The organism is Capnocytophaga stomatis, from assembly GCF_002302635.1.
Lineage (GTDB): Bacteria > Bacteroidota > Bacteroidia > Flavobacteriales > Flavobacteriaceae > Capnocytophaga > Capnocytophaga stomatis.
In genome coordinates this window covers 2,438,287-2,454,361 of the sequence record NZ_CP022387.1, presented here as the reverse complement: position 1 = coordinate 2,454,361, position 16,075 = coordinate 2,438,287, and the positions used below count along the sequence as shown (strand labels likewise).

The window sequence follows — 16,075 nt, the reverse complement described above, 5'->3', positions numbered from 1 at the left end:
ATTTAGATTAATTTTGCGAGTGCAAAAGTAAAATCAATTTAGAATAAAACCAAATTAATTGCCCCTAAAAAACTATATTTTTACTTAAAAATTTCAAAATAATAATGTAATTATTATGAAAATTAATCTGTTGTAATAAAATAAAAAATATAAATAAAATTCATTTTTTTTGAAACAATATTTCTTTTATACCAAAAATAAATCAGGAAAAAATATTTTTATCTTATTTTCCAAAAGAATACGATATAATTACACTTTTCTGTTTTAACTAAAAGTTAAGAAGCAAAAATGTTAAAAAAGATATGTGCTTTTACTTATAAATTACCGTGTTCGGAGGTCTGTACTGAAAGGTTTGCAGTCTGAAATCATCATTTTGTATGTTCGTGATTTTGAAGATATGATTTCCTTCCATAGGTATTCTGGGAAAATAACACAACGAAAATTGAAAACTCTGAAACATCAGGTAATCATTTGATATATAGAACCCTATGGCAACCTTCGAATAAATATCTGTTTTAAAAAACGGCTTGTTTTCTTTTCCTAAAAAGCCTACATCTACATTAAAAAACGGATTAAACCTAAAACCGAGCCAACTAAACGGGCTATATGACTGTGTTTGTGAAGATAAAACAAGCTTTCGAGTTCCGTAAACATCACTGTAAAATCCTAAAATTCCTTCTTTTTGATTAACGCTAACTCTGTCCTTAGGATGGGCACTTCTGTTTAAACCAATCGCAAAAGAAGTTTTGAAAAATTGCCGAAAATGCCAATCTCCCAAAGAAAAAAGATTCGAAAAATAAATGCTTTCTCCTTTAAAAACAGTTTGTTTTACATTATTTTTCATCAGCAAACTTCCAGCTTCAAAGTTTAAAGAATAATATCCTTTGGTTGTGTACTTCGCCAGCGAAAATCCAAGCCCGAAGTACGGATGTAATTTCTCATTCTTCCTTAATGTTCCCAAAGTAAGAAAAAGAGAATGACCAATGTTTACGTCCTCAATGTCTCCGTGCTTGAAAATATATCTATCCTGAACGAAGTTTGTTTTATTCAAACTGAATTTCGACAATAACAAATGTTCGTCTGAAAAATAATTGTCAATATTCAGATAATCAGGAGGAGTTTCTGCATAATTCAAATTTTTATAGCGTGCCGATATAATAAAATTATTGACAGAACCAAAAGTATTTTTTTTCATCGGTATGGCATATCCTCCGTACACATCAAATATTTTCGTTCTTAAAGGCGGATGATACATACTGTCTTTCAGATAAATATCCTCGTGATACCGATTTTCGTGATACCCGATTTTTCCCGCCCAACGTGTGTAAGGAGAATAAAAACGCCTTTCTGCAACTAAATTTTTTGAAAACAAATTTTCGTAATCTCCATAATATGAAGCAAATAAATCAATGTGTGTATTTTGAATGTTTTTAGCACGATACCCGAATCCTTTTCCGTTATCGCTAAAACCTCTGAAATACTGCCTGTACAACACGTACGCTTCGTGCCCCAACCCAAAAAGATTTTGTTCGCTAACGCGTATCCATCCTCTTTTGTCGGTCAAATCACTTGCGAAAAACATCGTCCAGCTATCCAAGGTAACAACTTGAATATCAACAGAATCAGAAACAGAAGAAATTTCCACAGGACGAATAAGCACACGCCTGATATAATTCTGTTCCCTCAAAACACGCTCCGATTCCTTTAAAAGCAACGAATCCATTGGTTTGTTTTCCGAAAAAAGAAGTTGTTTTTTAACGGTTCTCGCTCTGGTTTTTGCGTGCAATGCATTTCCGTAAATATCTATTTTTCTTTGAGGAGTTTTTGATAAATCTTTCTCATCAAATCCGAAAGGGTCTAAGGTTATGATGTCTATTTTTCGGATAATTTTCCCCTGATAACTTGCATAATTCAGGTTCGATTCTTTTTCAATTTGTTTGGAAGTCGGCGATTTTTTCGATGAATCCGAAAAGAAAGAAGCTAAATTTCTTGTTAATTTGTATTTTCTGAAATATCTCTTTACCCGATTATAAAAATCTTTATCTTTCTGAATTTCAGTAGAGTCTTTTTTAACTATATCCAAGGAATTGGTTGCCTGAGGAAACAAAAATGCCGTCCCCAGAAAGAAAATCCCTATGAAAAGATATAATTTCCGACTCATAATCGTTTGTTACTTTTTTCTTTTATTTGCAAAAAAACTCCTCAGAAGTTGCGAACATTCTTCCTCAAGTACATTTCCTTTGACTTCTGTTTTTGGGTGAAGCTTCCCTCCCATCACCGTAAATCCTCTTAATGAATCACTTGCACCATAAACTACGCGTGAAATTTGGCTCCAATACAAAGCTCCTGCACACATCGTGCAAGGCTCTAAAGTAACATAAAGTGTACAGTTTTTCAGATATTTACCTCCCAAATAACTCGACGCCATTGTAATTGCTTGCATTTCAGCGTGTGCCGTTACGTCAGTTAGGCGTTCTGTTAAATTATACGCTCTGGCAATTATTTGATTGTCAGCTACAACAATTGCCCCAACAGGAATTTCATTTGCATCAAAAGCATTTTCTGCCTCCTGCAAAGCTCTTCTCATAAAATATTCATCATCAAATAATTGAAGCATAATTGAATTCTATTTTTTCATCAGATAAAAATAGCTTGATAATGTTCTTATTCTGAACAGAATCAAACTATTTTATGCAATTTGTTCTTTATATATTTTTATTATTTTCCTCCCAAAAATCCTCCAAGCAAGTCACCTAATCCTCCTTTTTTGTCCGATTTTCCTCCGAGCATTCCAGCAAGGTCGTCCATAACATTTCCATCTCCGTTAGAATCCAATAACGATTTTAACATTCCGCCAACGTTACTGTTATTTCCTAAAAATCCTGATAATAAATCTCCCAATCCGTTAGCCGATGAAACATTATTGTCCGAAACTTTTTTACCTAAAAAACTCATCAAAACCGGAGCCAATGATTGTAAAATCTGAACAACATTTGAAGAAGAAACTCCCGTTTTGGTGCTAATTGCATTTGCCACGGCTGACTCTTTTCCTCCCAACAAATGCCCCAAAATCCCTGCTCCATCTTTAGTAACATCGCTGCTAACGCCATCACCAAAAAGACTACCAAGATTATCCAGCAAGCTTCCGTCGTGTTTACTACTTTGCAAAGCATTCAACAATCCCGTAGCACCTTCGCCTGAACTATTGTTCTGCATTGCACCCATTAGCAAAGGTCCTGCCATTTCAATCACAGAAGAAGCTTGTGAGGAAGAAACTCCCGTTTGCTTGCTAACTCCGTCAATAATTTTTTGGAGATTATCTCCTCCCAAAAAGTCTAAAATTCCCGCCATTTTTATCAATTTTTAAAATTATTATCTATTTTATTTATCAAATCTATTTGAGTAATTTGATAATTTGTTCCGCCAATTCTGTGCCAATTTTACCCTGAGCCTCAACGGTTGAAGCGCCAATATGCGGAGTTAACGAAACATTAGGATGCATTAACAATCTGATTGATGGAGTTGGCTCATTTTCAAACACATCTAATCCTGCAAAACTTACCTTTCCACTTTCCAATGCCTCAAGCAGTGCTTCTTCCGAAATTACTCCACCACGAGCCGAGTTTATCACTCCCACGCCTTCCTTCATCATATCAAATTCCTCTGCATCAATGACATACATTTCTTGTACAGGAGAATTTACTGTAATAAAATCGGATTGTTCCAAAACCGTTTCTTTTTCAATTGTTTTTATTAAAAAAGAAACTTTTCTATCATCAAAGAAAGAAAGTTCTATTTCAGCCTCTTTTACGTTAGGGTCGTATGCTATTACATTCATTCCCAATCCTATGGCTATGCGAGCCACCGCCTGACCAACTCTTCCAAAACCGATAATTCCTAAGGTTTTCCCTCGAAGTTCCGTTCCGTTAGAATATAGTTTTTTCAACTGACTAAATTGCGTATCTCCTTCCAAAGGCATATTTCTGTTAGAATCGTGCAAGAAACGCACTCCCGAAAACAAATGTGCGAAAACCAACTCAGCTACGGAATTTGCCGAAGAAGCCGGCGTATTAATCACGTGAATATTCTTGCTTTTTGCGTATTCAACATCAATATTATCCAGCCCAACTCCCCCACGACCAATTAATTTTAAAGAAGGACAAGCCTCAATAATATCCTTCCCTACTTTTGTTGCCGAGCGTACTAAAAGAACATCAATATTGTGTTGATTAATATAATTTACTAACTGATTTTGAGCTACTTTTACTGTAATTACTTCAAATCCGTTTTCCTCCAGATGTTGCTTCCCTGATTCAGAAATCCCATCATTTGCAAGTATTCTCATCTTTTTTAATCCCTTTTATTTTTTCATTAATAGAAAGGCAAAAATACTATTTTTCTGCTAAAAGACACTCCTTTTTCGAGAATTTGTTTTTAAAACATTTCCATTATTTTCCAATTCATAAACTCCTTTTTTCAGAAGATTCAAAAGAATAGAAAAAGCGTATTTCTAATTAAAATTCTGTAATTTTTAATCAAAAATACGCCACTAACACTAATTTAAACTACTTTGTGATGTGCTTTACACCTCCTCTTTATTTAAAAATTTTATTCCGACTATAATCTTACTTCCAATAGTTCCATTCCATTTGTATTTACATACATTTTTTGGCAACTTGCCGGAAATAAAACAGTTTCTCCTTGTTTTACAGATAGTTCTACTTTACCATCTGAAAGAGTTCCACTACCCTTCACACACATATAAATATGGAAAGAATCCTCCGAGCCGATTTCTTTCTCAAAATTTTGCGTCAGTTTCAAGTAATTTGTAATAAAATACGGGCAATTCACCATTGCGTTGGTTGTGTTTTCAGATTTCGGATAACTTACCTTGAAATCATCTTTCTTCTGATAATCAATTGCATCAAGAGCTTGTTCGGTGTGGAGTTCTCGCAAATTTCCATTTTTATCTCTGCGATTGAAATCATACACGCGATACGTTATATCACTTGTTTGCTGAATTTCTGCGATAATGATGCCGCCCCCAATAGCGTGAACCTTACCCGTGTTGATGAAAAAAGTATCTCCTTCATTTACCTTTTCATAATTCATTATGTCGGTAAGCGTCCCATTATCAAGATGTTGCTGATATTCTTCCTTAGTTACATTTTTGTTGAATCCCACGATGAGTTCCGCCCCTTCGTCGGCTTGCATTACATACCACATTTCAGTTTTCCCAAAAGAATCGTGTCTTTTTTTAGCTAATTCATCATTTGGATGAACTTGTATTGACAAATCTTCACGAGCATCAATGAATTTTATCAGAATTGGGAAATCAGCTCCGAATTTTTGATAAACGTGTTTTCCAAGTAACTCATTCGGATATAAATCAATAAGTTCCTGCAATGTTTTTCCTGAAAATTTACCATTTGCAACTACCGAGATATCTCCCTTAACCGCAGAAACTTCCCAGCTTTCGCCGGTAATATCCGTTTCAATTGGTTTGTTAAATAACGTTTTTAGTTTTGTTCCCCCCCAAAGTCTTTCTTTAAGAATAGGATTAAATTTTATTGGATACATAAATTAATTTTTTATAAGTAATTACTATTTTTAAATCTTAAGAAATAAAAAAACTCAAAGTTCAGCATTTTGAACCTTGAGTTTCTTACAGTTATGAAATTATTTGTAATCCTGATTTATTAAGTTTTTCTTCGGCATATTTTTTAGTTACCACCAATTCTTGTGCGTCAGAACTTGGTAACTCAAACATTGCATCAGTCAAAATACTTTCACAAAGTGAACGAAGCCCACGTGCCCCGAGCTTGTACTCCATCGCTTTTTCTACGATAAAATCAAGTGCTTCCTCTTTTATTTCAAACTTGATTCCGTCCATTTCAAACAATTTTTTATATTGCTTAATGATGGCATTCTTGGGTTCGGTCAGAATCATTCGCAAAGTATGTTTATCAAGCGGATTCATATAAGTAAGAACTGGCAAACGCCCAATAATTTCAGGAATCAAGCCAAAATCTTTTAAATCTTTCGGAATGATATATTGCATCAAGTTCTTTCTGTCAATAGTTCCTCCTTTTGATGAATTATAACCCACCGCTTGCATATTTAGTCGCTTGGAAATCAGTCGTTCAATACCATCAAAAGCTCCTCCTGCAATGAAAAGAATATGTTCTGTATTTACCTCAATGTACTTTTGGTCGGGATGTTTTCGTCCACCTTTTGGCGGAACATTCACGATAGAGCCTTCCAACAATTTTAACAATCCTTGTTGCACTCCCTCACCTGAAACATCACGAGTTATGGACGGATTATCACTTTTTCGTGCAATTTTGTCTATTTCATCAATGAAAACAATTCCTTTTTCAGCCTTAGAAACATCATAATCAGCAGCTTGCAATAATCGTGAAAGGATGCTTTCCACGTCTTCTCCCACGTAACCTGCCTCGGTTAAAACGGTAGCATCAACAATTGCCAACGGAACATTCAGTAACTTAGCTATAGTCTTGGCTACAAGCGTTTTACCGGTTCCCGTTTCGCCTACCATTATCACGTTACTTTTCTGTATCTCTACATTATCTTCATTATCAGGTTGTTGCAAACGTTTGTAATGATTGTAAACCGCTACTGAAAGAATTTTTTTAGTAAAATCCTGACCTATAACGTATTGGTCAAGAAATTCTTTTATTTCTTGTGGTTTTTTTAGTGTGATATCCTCTTTTGAAAAATTGCTGCTTTCCGTTCTGAAATTCAGTTCTTCCAGAAGAATTCCGTGAGCTTGCTCAATGCAATGATTGCAGATTCTTGCTTCTAATCCGTTGACGAGCAATTCTGTTTCAGCTTCAGGACGACCACAAAATGAACAATAATTATCTTCTTGTTTTTTCGCCATTTTCTATGCTTTTCGAACGAGAACCTCGTCAATCATTCCGTATGCTTTAGCTTCCTCCGCTTTCATCCAATAATCACGCTCCGAATCTTCGTACACCTTTTCAAAAGACTGTCTTGAGTGTTTAGCGATGATTTCGTAAAGCTCATTCTTTATCTTAAGCATTTCTTTCAAATTGATTTCCATATCAGTAGCTACACCTTGAGCTCCTCCTGAAGGTTGATGAATCATTATGCGAGCGTGTGGCAATGCAGAACGTTTTCCTTCGGCCCCCGCACACAAAAGCACCGCCCCCATAGAAGCCGCCATTCCCGTACAAATTGTTGCTACATCAGGCTTAATGAACTGCATCGTGTCATAGATTCCTAAGCCAGCGTAAACCTCTCCTCCAGGTGAATTTATATAAATTTGAATATCTTTTGAGCTATCCAAACTTTCCAAAAATAATAGCTGAGCCTGTATTATATTCGCCATCTGTGAATGAACCTCCGTTCCCATAAAGATAATTCTATCCATCATCAATCGGGAAAAAACGTCCATTTGAGTCACGTTCAGCTGGCGTTCCTCCATAATGTACGGAGTCATACTCGCTACAATTTTATCATAGTATAAACTATTTACACCGTGCTTTTTGATGGCGTATTTTTTAAATTCGTTTTTGTAATTCATAGGTTTTATTGATTTTTATATTAGCTGAAAAGGCGTTAAACCAAATTTAACGCCTCAACAGTTATGATAGATTTAAAGCTTTTAAGCTTCTTCTGTTTTGTAAACTTCTTTTATAAACTCGTCAAAAGTTACTTTTTTATCGTTTATTTTAACATTTCCTTTGTAGAAATCTAATAACTTATTGAAAACAAGTTGTTTGTTAATTCGTTCTACTTCTTCTCTGTTTTGCAGAATTTTGCCTACAATTCCATCAACGTATGATTCGTCTTCAATAGGCATTCCGTACTGTAACATTTGGTTTTTCACGTACGTATTTGCAAAACCTTTTAACTCCTCAAAAGTTGGATGTAATTTATTATCGTTTAGGATTTTACTTTCAATAAGCTGGTAACGAAGTCCTTTTTCTGAACTTTCATATTCGTTATTTGCTTCTTCCTCAGTAAGTTCTTTTTCACCCGCTGTACGCAACCATTTTTTCAAAAATTCAGCCGGAAGGTCAAATTTCGTATTTTCAACCAAATAATCAGTTACTTCATTCAAGAAATGTTGATTTGACTGCTCAGCATATTGAAGTTCAGAGTTTTCCTTGATTTTTTCACGCAATTGAGCCTCTGAAGTAACTTCTCCTGCCGGGAATAATTTATCAAAAAGTTCTTGATTAAGTTCAGCTTCTTCACGAACGTTAGCTTCCTCCAAAGTGAATGTTACTTCCACGTCCAAATCGTGAGCTTCATCGTGTGAAACTTTCAAATAATGCATTAAGCTGTGAACATCTTCAAACAACCCTTTGGTTTTCAATTGCAATTGGTCACCAATTTTCTTGCCAACAAATTTCTTACGATTTTTCTCGCTTACTTCTTCCAATTTGAAAGTAGCTTTGTTGTCGATATTTTTCTCTTCGTTGAAGAAAGTTCCTGTAATTTCAATATCGCTTTGGTCTAAAACTTCTCCTTTTGAAATCAGTTTACCGAATTGCTTGCGGATACGCTCAACTTGCTTATCAACTTGCTCATCTTCAACAGATATTTCATAGCGAGTAATTCCTTTGGCTGGTTTCAAATCCAAATCAAATGAAGGTGCCAAACCAATTTCAAACTCAAACGAAAAGTTCTCAGCATCCCAATCAAAATCTTGTTTTGCCTTAGGAAGCGGATGTCCTAATATATCCAATTTTTCATCAACAAGATACTTATTCAAAGAATCTTGCAATAATTTATTCACTTCATCAAACAATACTGCTTTTCCGTACTGTTTTTTTATCATTCCCATAGGCACGTGTCCTTTTCTGAATCCGGGAATATTTGCTGTTTTTCTGTAATTTGTAAGTACTTTCTCTACTTTATCAGCATAATCATTTTTTTCGATAGCAACCGTAACCACGGCATTCAAAGCATCAATTTGCTCTTTTGTAATATTCATTTTTTAAAATATTTATATCTAAAAATTTCAGTTTGCAAAGGTATGATTTTATATGGAAACTAAAAAATTTTTAAATTACTTTCTTACTTGCCTTTTATCATTTGTTTAATGGCTTGTTCTAAATTCTTTACAAGTCCAAAAAGATAATTGAACTGCTCCCAATAAAGATGTGTTTCTCGCATCGAAATAACTGGTAATGAATCGGTTGAATATTGAGATGAATTTTGCTGTTGCTCAACTATTTTCTGCATTTCCTGATTTAATTTTTCTAATGAGAAATCATTTTCTTTCAATTCTTCGGAAAAATTATCCGTGAACAATAACAATGTTCTTTTCAGAAGTGAAATGAGTGAATCAATTGTTTCGTTGAATATTTCCTTCGGGAAAGTTACTTGCTTGGATTTCAGACGAACTCCCAAAGATGCCACAGAAGCCAAAAACGATTGCTGAATCACGATAATTTCATAAATTGATGTATTATCATTTTGTTTTGATTTCGGTTCTTGTAACATTCGCTGAAAAGCAGCATTCAAATTTGATAATGCCAAAAAGGCTTCTTTTCGTGAAACTTTATATGTATTTGTAATTCCTTGATTTTCATTAAAAATGATTTTCACCTGCTTAAGATAATCAACATTTGCCTGTATTGATTTTTGCACCACATCTTGATATGTTCGGGATTCCCAACTCGGAAAAAGTAAATAATTTGCAACGAAAGCAAGCCCGACCCCGATGGCTGTATCGAGCAATCTATCGTGTATCACCGAATATACATCGGGGCTAATCAATGCAAACATAAAAATAGCTGTGATTGTAATAAAAATCGATGCATACATATAATTTTCTTGCATCAGCCCGAAAGCAATCGGCATACACAAAACCCCAAAATACAGATACAAATTTGGATACGGAAACAAAAAAATCACCGCAAAAGCAATTACTCCGCCCAAAATTGTTCCGTAAATTCGGCTCAAAGAACGTTCTTTAGTCAATCCAAAGCCCGGACGCATTATCAGAAAAATCGTTAAAAGAATCCAATATGCATTGCTTATAGAAAAATAATTCCCTATAAGATAAGCAATTAGCGTAGTTACAGAAAGCCGAATGGAATGCCGAAAGAAAGACGATTTAAAAGACATATGGTCTTTCAGGCGTTTCCAAGAATAATTCTGATAGCTCACAAACTTTCTGTACGTTTTTTCATCGCGTTTTCCTGCATCGTGGCTGTAATAATTATCAAAAATCACACGGATTTTTTCTATCGATTTATACTGATTTTCAATATAAATATAAAAATTTCGCAGTGTAAGTGATTTTTCTTTATCGGATTCGGTTTTAATTTGATTTTTTAGTTCCTCATTTTTCAGTTTTGCTTGCAAAAGTAGGTTTTTCAGAGAATCGTCCAACTTAATTTGCTTGCGAGAACCGATGTAAACTGACATTTGCTGCAATTGTTTTGAAAGTTCTTGCAGAAAATCAGCATAAATTTGCAAAAAATCTTTATTTTCTGCAAATTCTTTATCAATTTTTTCATATTGAACCGGATTTGCCAACGCCAATTCAAAAATATCAACCAACTCTATAAACATTAAAAATTGCCGTTGCAGATAATCCGTTTTGCCCGATTTACTTCGCGAATCAAGAATTACTTCTCGTAATTTCTCGTAATTCTCATTCAGATTAGTCTGTAAATCAATCATTTTTTTGAAACCTTCGGTTCTGTTTTCTGATAATAACAAATCCGAACGAACAGAGAAAAATTCTGATGTTAATGAAAAACATTTTCCCAAAAGCTGTTCGCTATATTGTCTGGGTTTTATCCATAAATAAAACAAAACCAATGATATATACCACATTCCGCTGATAAAAATGTACAGCAAATACAAATAAATTCCTTTGCCCGTCTGGATGTGTGACAGTGTTGAAGCAATACAAAACAAACCTGAAAAAGCAACCATCGAAGCTCGAAATCCATAAAGTGAAATGTAGGCATTGAAAAATGTTAAAATAAAGATTGTCAGCTCAAGCAAATAAGGATACGGATAAGTTATGTTCACAAAAAAAGAACTAACCATCGCCAAAAAAGTAGCCACCAAAAGCCCACCAATATGATGCTTTCTGTTGCCCGGAATATCGCTCGGAGAAATAGCTATTATACTCAATCCCACAGGAATACCTATTTCAAGAGCATCGAAATACCAACCAACACCAATAGGAAGAAGCACGGCAACCGTTTTCAGTACACCTTTAAAAAAAGAAAAACTTTTTAGAAAAGAGATGAGTTTTAAATGCATTTTTTAACTATATTCGCCACAAAAATACAAAGTAATTCTGAAATCGTATAATTTCAGAATTTTCAGCTCATTCAAATCCAAATAATAATATATAATTTATGGATAGTGACATAAAAAAATCCACTAAAACACTTATTGATGAAGGAGTTATATTATATCCTACGGATACCGTTTGGGGATTAGGTTGTGATGCTACCAACGTTACAGCTGTTTCTAAAATTTTCGGAATAAAACAACGAAATGAAAGCAAAAGTTTGATTATTTTGGTAGATTCCGTAGAGATGTTACAAAAATATATCTCAGAAATTCCTAATTTCGTACTGAATTTCCTTAAAACAGTTCAAAATCCAACTACAATCATATATTCCAATCCGAAAAATTTGGCAAAAAATGTAATTTCATCAGAAAATACAGTCGCAATACGCTTAATTCAAGATGATTTTTGCCAGAAATTAATCCAAAACTTCGGAAAACCCATCGTTTCAACATCAGCAAACATTAGTGGAGAACCTACTCCTCATACTTTCAGTGATGTAAATTCGTATATTATAGAAAAGTGTGACTATGTTGTAAAACATCGGCAAAACGATACAGAAAAACGAAACCCCTCTCGGTTGGTACGTTTTGATTCAGAAGGAAATATAGAATTTTTAAGATAAGAAAAACATATGAACAAACAGAATATCAAACAAATACGATACGACAAGGCTTATATGCGAATGGCTTTGGAATGGGCTAAACTTTCTCATTGTAAACGCAAACAAGTGGGGGCTATCATCGTGAAAGACAGAATGATTATCTCGGACGGATACAACGGAACTCCAACCGGATTTGACAATTGTTGCGAAGACGAAAACGGCGACACCAAATGGTATGTGCTTCACGCAGAAGCAAATGCAATTATGAAAGTCGCCTCCTCAACCCAATCTTCGTGGGGAGCAACGCTTTACATCACAATGTCACCTTGTAAAGAATGTAGCAAATTAATTCACCAATCGGGGATTAAACGCGTAGTTTACAAAGAAGCCTACAAAGATGATGAGGGAATCGCGTTTCTTAAAAAGGCAGGCGTTGAAATTGTGCATCTTTCGGATGTAGAATGATTACAATTAAAGCCGAAGAAATCAGATAAAAAACCATTATTTTTTTACTTTTAAATAAGTTTTATATTTTTGCCGACAAATTAAAGTATTATGCCGAAAATTAAGCTTTTAATTATATTTTTCCTTTTTATTGGAAGTTTTCAAACAGTTGTATCTCAAAATAACAACGGTAATAACGTAAACATTGACCCTCAGCAAATTTCTTCAATAAATCTTGATAAAATATCAGATGAGCAGCTCAAGACTTATTGGATAAAGGCTCAAAGTCAAGGATATACGTTAGACCAGCTTATTACAGCTGCCAGAATGCGAGGTATGTCGGACATACAAGCTATGAAGTTAAGACAGCGTATTTTACAACTTTCAACAAGCAAAAAGTCTGGTAATCAGGTTGAAGATTATTCTTTTCAGGACAAAGAGGAAGAATCTTTCGGATTTACAGGAAATGAAAATAAGGATTCTTTAGCACTCAAAAATAAGAAAGATTCTATTTTCGGGATGAATTTTTTCAAAAATCCGAAAATTTCATTCACTCCAAATATGAATATGGCAACTCCTGAAAATTATCAGGTAGGTCCGGGCGATGAACTTTTAATTGAGGTTTGGGGAGCCACAGAAGGTTCTTTCAAACAAAAAGTTGATACACAAGGAAATATATTCATAAACGCTATCGGGAAGATTAATGTTTCGGGTTTGTCTTTTGAAGATGTCAAAACAAAAATCAATTCTTACTTGAAACGAATTTACTCCGGTATTTCGGCGCCTAATGGTAGTTATAACAAAGTTTATACGGGAGTTACAATCACCCAAGTAAGAACCGTGAAAGTGAACATAATAGGAGAAGTTACTGTTCCCGGAACATATTCCTTGAGTGCTTTATCAACCGTTTTGAATGCCTTGTACGCTTGTGGAGGTCCAACGGAAAATGGTTCTTTCAGGGAAATTAATTTGGTTCGTAACGGACAAAAAATAGCTACTTTTGACGTTTATGATTTTCTGATTCACGGAAGTGAAAAAGGCAATTTACCTCTTAAAGATCAAGATGTTATCATAGTTCCTCCTTACTTAAATAGAGTATTAATTGAAGGAGAAGTAAAACGCAAAGGAGCATATGAAACTAAAGACGGAGAATCTCTGGCTAACTTAATTACCTTCTTCGGAGGTTTTACTTCGGATGCTTTTACTAACACTTTGGTTGTTGAGCGTATCAAAAATGCAAAACGGGAAGTAAAAGAAGTAGCTTTTGAGGATATTTCAAGCTTCTTGATACAAAATGGAGACAAACTAAAAGTACACCCAATTACAGACGAATATCAAAACAGATTAAGCATTGGAGGAGCTGTTTATCAACCAGGTACGTACGAATTTAAAGAAGGAATGACTGCTTATGATTTGTTAAATCGGGCAAATGGAGTAAGAAAAGAAGCTTCTTTGGAAAGAGGACTGATATTCAGAACTTTAAATCGTGTAGATTATCAAACCATCAATTTTTCCGTAAAAGATTTAATTGAAGAAAAAAATAATATTCCTCTGATAGATAATGACAGTATTCATATTTTCTATAAAGATTCTCTTCAAATGGCTCGTTTCATCAAGGTAGAAGGAGCTGTTAATAAGCCAAAAGAACTTCCTTTTATGGAAAATATGACCGTTGGCGATGTTATTGCTTTGGCAGGTGGGCTTTCGCAAGGGGCAGATGCTTCAACAATTGATATTTTCCGAGAAATTAACGATGGCGATTTCAGAAAACTTAGCCGAGATTTCAAAGTTTCTTCTAACAATGAGTTAATACCGGCAGAAGGCGACACTATTAAATTGCAACCTAATGATATTGTATCAGTTAGATATATAAAAGGTTACACACCAATGCAAACCGTTACTGTGGAAGGAGAAGTTTTATATCCGGGAATATACAGCATTCGCAGTAAAGATGAACGCATTTCCGACCTTATTGAACGAGTGGGAGGTTTTTCGCCTTATGCCTATGTTAGAGGTGCTACGCTCGTTCGGAAAAAATTAGATGAAGGTGACATCAAGCAAGAGCAATTTCTTGATGAAATGGTTATGGCAAGCAAAATCGGAAGTGACAACAATCAGGCTTTAAAAAAGATAGAAAAAAAATCAACCGAATATCGCATCGGGATTGATTTAAAAAAGATTTTAGAGAACAAACATAGTAAATACGATTTAATTTTGAGCGAAGGTGACGTTTTATTGATTCCTTCTGAAAAACAAACCATTGAAATCAAAGGAGAAGTTCTGGCACCATCACTGGTACGTTATGAAAGAGGATTGTCCTTGAGAGAATACGTAAATCGTGCCGGGGGCTTTTCCGACAGAGCAAAAAAACGTTCTATATACGTGATGTATGCCAATGGAGATATTAAATCCACTAATAATTCTCTTTTCTTTAAGAATTATCCGGAGTTGGAACCCGGTGCTATAATTATCGTACCTTCAAAACCTGAACGTCAACGACTTTCAACTTCCGAAACTATTGGAATTATCTCTGCAATAACAACAATGGGAGTACTAATTTTTAATGTGTTAAAAAAATAACAATGGATAGTAATCAACATAAAAACGAAGACGAAATAGATTTGCTTGAACTATTTCACAAACTGTGGATTAAACGAAAATCTATTTTGAAATTCACATTATTTTTCTTCATTTTGGGAATAATCATTGCTTTGATATCTCCGAAACAATACACAGCTGTCACGGTTATGATTCCTCAAACCTCTGGTGATAAAATGTCCGTTGGCGGATTGGGAGGGCTTGCGGCTATGGCTGGAATCAATTTAGGAGGGAGCTCAACAGAAAGTATTCCGTTAAACACTTATCCGAAAATAGTAGAAAGCATTCCTTTTAGAAAAAAACTTATACAAACCCCATTAAAATTCAATGATTTAAACGAAGTCATTTCTTACGAGAAGTATTGTAAAGAATACGCCAAACCCGGAATTCTTGGCAACATTAAAAAATACACAATTGGTTTGCCAAGTTTGTTATTCGGTAAAAAGAATGATGAAAAGTCAGTAACTTCTGAAAAAACAGATTCTATTTGGTCTTTATCACTTGAAGACAGAAATATTTTAGACGGCATCAGCGGGCAATTAGCAATCGATATCGATGAAAAAGAGGGAATAATTTCTCTATCATACTCAATGCCAGAGGCTTTGGCTGCTGCTCAAATGTTGCAGAGTACGCAAACACTGTTGCAGGAAACTGTGACGGAATTTAAAACCCAAAAAGCCAATGAAGAGCTAAAATTCATCGAACAACGATACGAAGAAGCCAAAAGTGATTTTAAAGCGAAACAATTTGCTTTGGCTCAGTTTCAGGACAGAAACAGAGACCTTTTCGGTTCGTTGCCACAAACAAGATTGGAACAATTGCAATCTGATTACAATCTTTCTTTCAATGTGTACTCTGAACTTGCTAAACAGGTAGAAGCCAAGCGAATAAAAGTAAAAGAAGAGCATCCTATCTTCACGATTGTTGAACCTGTTAGTGTGCCAAACGAGCGTTCAAAACCTAAACGGGGAATGATTGTTGCCATTTGGACTTTTTTCGGATTTATAATAGGAGTCAGCCTCGTATTTATCAAGGATTCCATCAAAAAAATCAAGAGTAATAATATTTATAATGAATAAAAATTGAATAAACTTTTTCAAAAAGATGAATCT

13 protein-coding genes are annotated in these 16,075 nt (G+C 34.7%); 4 read left to right on the top strand and 9 right to left on the bottom strand.

Annotation, left to right across the window (positions count from 1 at the left end; translation table 11 throughout):
* Positions 1-310 precede the first annotated feature (310 nt).
* From CGC58_RS10910 to CGC58_RS10870, 9 genes are all read right to left on the bottom strand, one after another.
* Positions 311-2,161, bottom strand: coding sequence for a hypothetical protein (locus CGC58_RS10910; protein ID WP_095896733.1), 1,851 nt, complete (start codon positions 2,159-2,161; stop codon positions 311-313).
* A gap of 9 nt (positions 2,162-2,170) precedes the next feature.
* Entirely contained in the window at positions 2,171-2,617 is a 447-nt protein-coding gene (locus tag CGC58_RS10905; protein WP_095896732.1) for a nucleoside deaminase, read from the bottom strand.
* A gap of 101 nt (positions 2,618-2,718) precedes the next feature.
* Positions 2,719-3,351 (bottom strand): DUF937 domain-containing protein, encoded by a 633-nt coding sequence (locus CGC58_RS10900; protein ID WP_095896731.1) that lies wholly within the window; start codon positions 3,349-3,351, stop codon positions 2,719-2,721.
* A gap of 43 nt (positions 3,352-3,394) precedes the next feature.
* Positions 3,395-4,345, bottom strand: coding sequence for a D-2-hydroxyacid dehydrogenase (locus tag CGC58_RS10895; RefSeq protein ID WP_095896730.1), 951 nt, complete (start codon positions 4,343-4,345; stop codon positions 3,395-3,397).
* Between the two features lie 272 nt (positions 4,346-4,617).
* A complete protein-coding gene (locus CGC58_RS10890; protein ID WP_095896729.1) occupies positions 4,618-5,580 on the bottom strand; it encodes a type I phosphomannose isomerase catalytic subunit in 963 nt (320 codons plus the stop codon).
* A gap of 91 nt (positions 5,581-5,671) precedes the next feature.
* Complete coding sequence (gene clpX / locus CGC58_RS10885; protein WP_095896728.1) at positions 5,672-6,904, bottom strand: ATP-dependent Clp protease ATP-binding subunit ClpX; 1,233 nt, start codon at positions 6,902-6,904, stop codon at positions 5,672-5,674.
* A gap of 3 nt (positions 6,905-6,907) precedes the next feature.
* Positions 6,908-7,570, bottom strand: coding sequence for a ClpP family protease (locus tag CGC58_RS10880; protein ID WP_095896727.1), 663 nt, complete (start codon positions 7,568-7,570; stop codon positions 6,908-6,910).
* Between the two features lie 81 nt (positions 7,571-7,651).
* On the bottom strand, positions 7,652-8,989 hold the full coding sequence (gene tig, locus CGC58_RS10875) for a trigger factor (protein ID WP_095896726.1): 1,338 nt from the start codon (positions 8,987-8,989) through the stop codon (positions 7,652-7,654).
* A gap of 83 nt (positions 8,990-9,072) precedes the next feature.
* Positions 9,073-11,283 carry an FUSC family protein gene (locus CGC58_RS10870; protein ID WP_095896725.1) on the bottom strand — a complete coding sequence of 737 codons (2,211 nt, stop codon included), beginning with the start codon at positions 11,281-11,283 and terminating at the stop codon, positions 9,073-9,075.
* A gap of 98 nt (positions 11,284-11,381) precedes the next feature.
* Between CGC58_RS10870 and CGC58_RS10865 the strand changes: the two genes are divergently transcribed.
* The 4 genes from CGC58_RS10865 (at position 11,382) to CGC58_RS10850 (ending at position 16,042) form a co-directional block, all read left to right on the top strand.
* On the top strand, positions 11,382-11,942 hold the full coding sequence (locus CGC58_RS10865) for an L-threonylcarbamoyladenylate synthase (RefSeq protein WP_095896724.1): 561 nt from the start codon (positions 11,382-11,384) through the stop codon (positions 11,940-11,942).
* Between the two features lie 9 nt (positions 11,943-11,951).
* On the top strand, positions 11,952-12,386 hold the full coding sequence (locus tag CGC58_RS10860; protein WP_095896723.1) for a deoxycytidylate deaminase: 435 nt from the start codon (positions 11,952-11,954) through the stop codon (positions 12,384-12,386).
* A gap of 90 nt (positions 12,387-12,476) precedes the next feature.
* Entirely contained in the window at positions 12,477-14,945 is a 2,469-nt protein-coding gene (locus tag CGC58_RS10855) for an SLBB domain-containing protein (RefSeq protein WP_095896722.1), read from the top strand.
* Between the two features lie 2 nt (positions 14,946-14,947).
* Positions 14,948-16,042, top strand: a complete 1,095-nt coding sequence (locus CGC58_RS10850) for a Wzz/FepE/Etk N-terminal domain-containing protein (RefSeq protein WP_095896721.1) — start codon at positions 14,948-14,950, stop codon at positions 16,040-16,042.
* The last annotated feature ends 33 nt before the right edge of the window (positions 16,043-16,075 follow it).